At 66.7% G+C, this 2,920-nt stretch carries 5 protein-coding genes; all 5 read left to right on the forward strand.

The genetic code is table 11. The annotated features are described in order from the left end of the window. The coding region (gene tsaD / locus EOC06_RS22770) for a tRNA (adenosine(37)-N6)-threonylcarbamoyltransferase complex transferase subunit TsaD (protein ID WP_245469922.1) at window positions 1-882 on the forward strand (882 nt) is incomplete at its 5' end. After that, complete coding sequence (locus EOC06_RS22775) at window positions 879-1,901, forward strand: NAD(P)H-dependent glycerol-3-phosphate dehydrogenase (protein ID WP_128308844.1); 1,023 nt, start codon at window positions 879-881, stop codon at window positions 1,899-1,901. The genes tsaD and EOC06_RS22775, both read left to right, overlap by 4 nt. Before the next feature lie 32 nt (window positions 1,902-1,933). Further along, window positions 1,934-2,230: a YciI-like protein gene (locus EOC06_RS22780; protein ID WP_127296565.1), complete on the forward strand. Its 297-nt coding sequence runs from the start codon at window positions 1,934-1,936 to the stop codon at window positions 2,228-2,230. Window positions 2,231-2,268: 38 nt separating this feature from the next. After that, window positions 2,269-2,694 carry an EVE domain-containing protein gene (locus EOC06_RS22785; RefSeq protein WP_128308845.1) on the forward strand — a complete coding sequence of 142 codons (426 nt, stop codon included), beginning with the start codon at window positions 2,269-2,271 and terminating at the stop codon, window positions 2,692-2,694. Continuing rightward, window positions 2,691-2,920: methyltransferase (locus EOC06_RS22790; RefSeq protein ID WP_164898695.1), on the forward strand; the 230-nt coding region annotated here is incomplete at its 3' end. The genes EOC06_RS22785 and EOC06_RS22790, both read left to right, overlap by 4 nt.

Genomic DNA, 2,920 nt, shown 5'->3' on the forward strand with positions numbered 1-2,920 from the left:
GATTCGGGCACAGCGCTCGCCGATATCGACGCGATTGCCGCCACCGCCGGCCCCGGCCTTGTCGGCGGGCTGATCGTCGGGCTGATGACCGCCAAGGCGATCGCCGCTGCGGCGAACAAGCCGCTGATCGCCATCAACCACCTCGAAGGCCATGCGCTGACCGCAAGGCTGACCGACGGGCTCGACTTTCCCTATCTCTTGCTGCTGGTCTCCGGCGGCCATACGCAAATCGTCGCCGTGCGCGGCGTCGGCGACTATCAGCGCTGGGCAACGACCATCGACGACGCGCTCGGCGAAGCCTTCGACAAGACGGCCAAGATGCTTGGCCTGCCCTATCCCGGCGGGCCGAATGTCGAGAAGACGGCACAGGCCGGCAGTGCCTCGCGCTTTGCCTTTCCGCGCCCGATGAAGGGCTCGGCGCAGCCCGACTTCTCCTTCTCCGGCCTCAAGACCGCCGTGCGCCAGGCGGCGAGCGCCATTGCGCCGCTGAGCGACCAGGACGTCGCCGACATCTGCGCTTCGTTCCAGGCAGCGGTGGCCGATGCGCTGGCCGACCGCGTCTCCCGCGCGCTGACGCGCTTTCGCGAGACATTTCCCGGCACGAAAAACCCGGCCCTCGTCGTTGCCGGTGGTGTCGCCGCCAACCGCGCGATCAAGACCATGCTGGAGCGGCTCTGTGCCGAGACCGGCTTCACCTTCATTGCACCACCGCTGAAGCTCTGCACCGACAATGCGGCGATGATCGCCTGGGCCGGTGTCGAGCGGCTGCGCGTCGGCATGGAGCATGAGAACGGCTTCGATTTCGTGCCGCGCTCGCGCTGGCCGCTGGATAGCATCTCGGCGCCAATGGTCGGCTCCGGCCGGCGCGGAGCCAAGGCATGAACGAGCGGGCAATGAGCGGCAACGACACCGCGCCGACCGGCTGGCGCGTTGCCGTGCTCGGCGGCGGCGCCTGGGGCACTGCCTTGGCCTTGGCCATGCTGCGCGCCGGGCATTTCGTTCGCCTTTACGCGCGCGACCCGGAGACCGTCGCCGCGATCGACCGTGGCGAAAATCCACGCTACCTGCCGGGCATTACGCTCCAGGCCGGCATCGTGGCGACGAGCAACATCCAGGCCGCGCTCGACGGTGCCGATTGCGTGCTGGCGGTGACGCCGGCGCAGTCGCTGCGGGCTACGCTGGCGGCCGCGAAGGACCATATGCCGTCCGGTATCCCGCTGGTTCTGTGCGCCAAGGGCATCGAGAGCGACACCGGCGCCTTGCTGTCGGCGATTGTCGAAGAAATCCTGCCGCTCAATCCGGTTGCCGCTCTGTCGGGCCCGAGCTTCGCCACCGACGTCGCCCGCGGCCTGCCGACGGCCGTTGTGGTCGCCGCCCGCGACGAGGCATTGGCCGCCGATCTCGCCGCCCGCTTTTCCGCCGAAAACCTGCGCTGCTATTCGAACGACGACCTGATCGGCGTCGAGATCGGCGGCGCCTTGAAGAACGTCTTCGCCATTGCCGCGGGTGCCGTCACTGGCGCGGGTCTCGGAGCCAGCGCCCAGGCCGCCATGGTGACGCGCGGCTTTGTCGAATTGCGCCGCATCGGCGCTGCCTTCGGCGCCCGGCCCGAAACGCTGATGGGGCTTTCCGGCCTTGGCGACCTGCTGCTGACCTGCTCGTCCACCCAGTCGCGCAATTTCGCCTATGGCCTGGCGCTCGGCCAAGGCAAGCCGCTTGCCGGATTGCCGCTCGCCGAAGGCGTGCCGACGGCGGCGATCGCTGCCCGCATCGCCACCGAGCGCAACATCGACGCGCCGATCATTGCCGCCGTCGCCGCCATACTGGATGGCACCATCACCGTCCGGCAGGCTGTGACGGCCTTGATGACCCGGCCGCTGAAGACCGAAACCAACGATTGATCCCCACGACTTTGAACGATCAGGAGAAAAAGATGCTGTTTGCTGTGATTTGCAAGGACAAGCCCGGAAGCCTGCAGGTGCGCCTCGACACGCGGCCCGAACATATTGCCTTCCTCGAGGGGTTGAACGGCGACAAGAAGCTGGCATTCGCCGGCCCGTTCCTTGATGCCGAAGGCAAGCCCAATGGCAGCCTCGTGGTCGTCGAAGCGCCCGACCTGGCAGGTGCGCAGGCTCTGTCGGCGGCCGACCCCTACGCCAAGGCCGGGCTGTTCGAAAGCGTCGAAATCCGCCCGTGGAACTGGACGTTCAACAAGCCGGCGGCTAGTTAAATCCCGGTCGCCCGCGCGATTCCAAGGAGGAGAAAGACATGAACTACTGGCTGTTCAAATCCGAGCCATTCAAGTTCTCCTTCGACATGCTGAAGGCCAAGGGCAAGGCCGGCACGCAATGGGACGGCGTGCGCAACTACGCCGCGCGCAACAACATGAAGGCGATGCAGATCGGCGATCTCGGCTTCTTCTACCATTCCAACGAAGGGCTGAACGTCGTCGGCATCGCTGAAGTCTGCGCGCTTGCCCATCCCGACACCACGTCGGACGATCCGCGCTGGGAATGCGTCGACATCCGCGCCGTGCAGGACGTGCCGAACCCGCCGACGCTGGAACAGGTCAAGGCCAATCCCAGGCTTGCCGAAATGGCGCTGGTGCGGCTCGGGCGGCTTTCGGTGCAGCCGGTGACGCCGGCCGAGTGGAAGGAAGTCTGCCGCATGGGCGGCTTGACGCCGGCTCCGTGACGGCGCTGACGCCCAACAGCGCCAAACAATTCATTCTCGACAACACGGCGCTGATGGCGCCGCCGCACGTCCCGGAGATCCTGCTTCATCTTGCCGACGAAGCGCATGATTTGTGGCAGCGGACCGAGGATGAACTGGTCGAGATCGGCCTGCCACCGCCTTTCTGGGCCTTTGCCTGGGCCGGCGGCCAGGGCCTTGCCCGCTATGTCCTGGACAATCCCCGGCA

The organism is Mesorhizobium sp. M7A.F.Ca.MR.362.00.0.0, assembly GCF_004023175.1.
In the GTDB taxonomy this organism is placed as follows: domain Bacteria; phylum Pseudomonadota; class Alphaproteobacteria; order Rhizobiales; family Rhizobiaceae; genus Mesorhizobium.

Coding starts and splice junctions, on each gene's coding strand:
- EOC06_RS22785 (WP_128308845.1), top strand. CDS start 2,269: ATGAACTACTGGCTGTTCAAATCCGAGCCATTCAAGTTCTCCTTCGAC.
- EOC06_RS22775 (WP_128308844.1), top strand. CDS start 879: ATGAACGAGCGGGCAATGAGCGGCAACGACACCGCGCCGACCGGCTGG.
- EOC06_RS22780 (WP_127296565.1), top strand. CDS start 1,934: ATGCTGTTTGCTGTGATTTGCAAGGACAAGCCCGGAAGCCTGCAGGTG.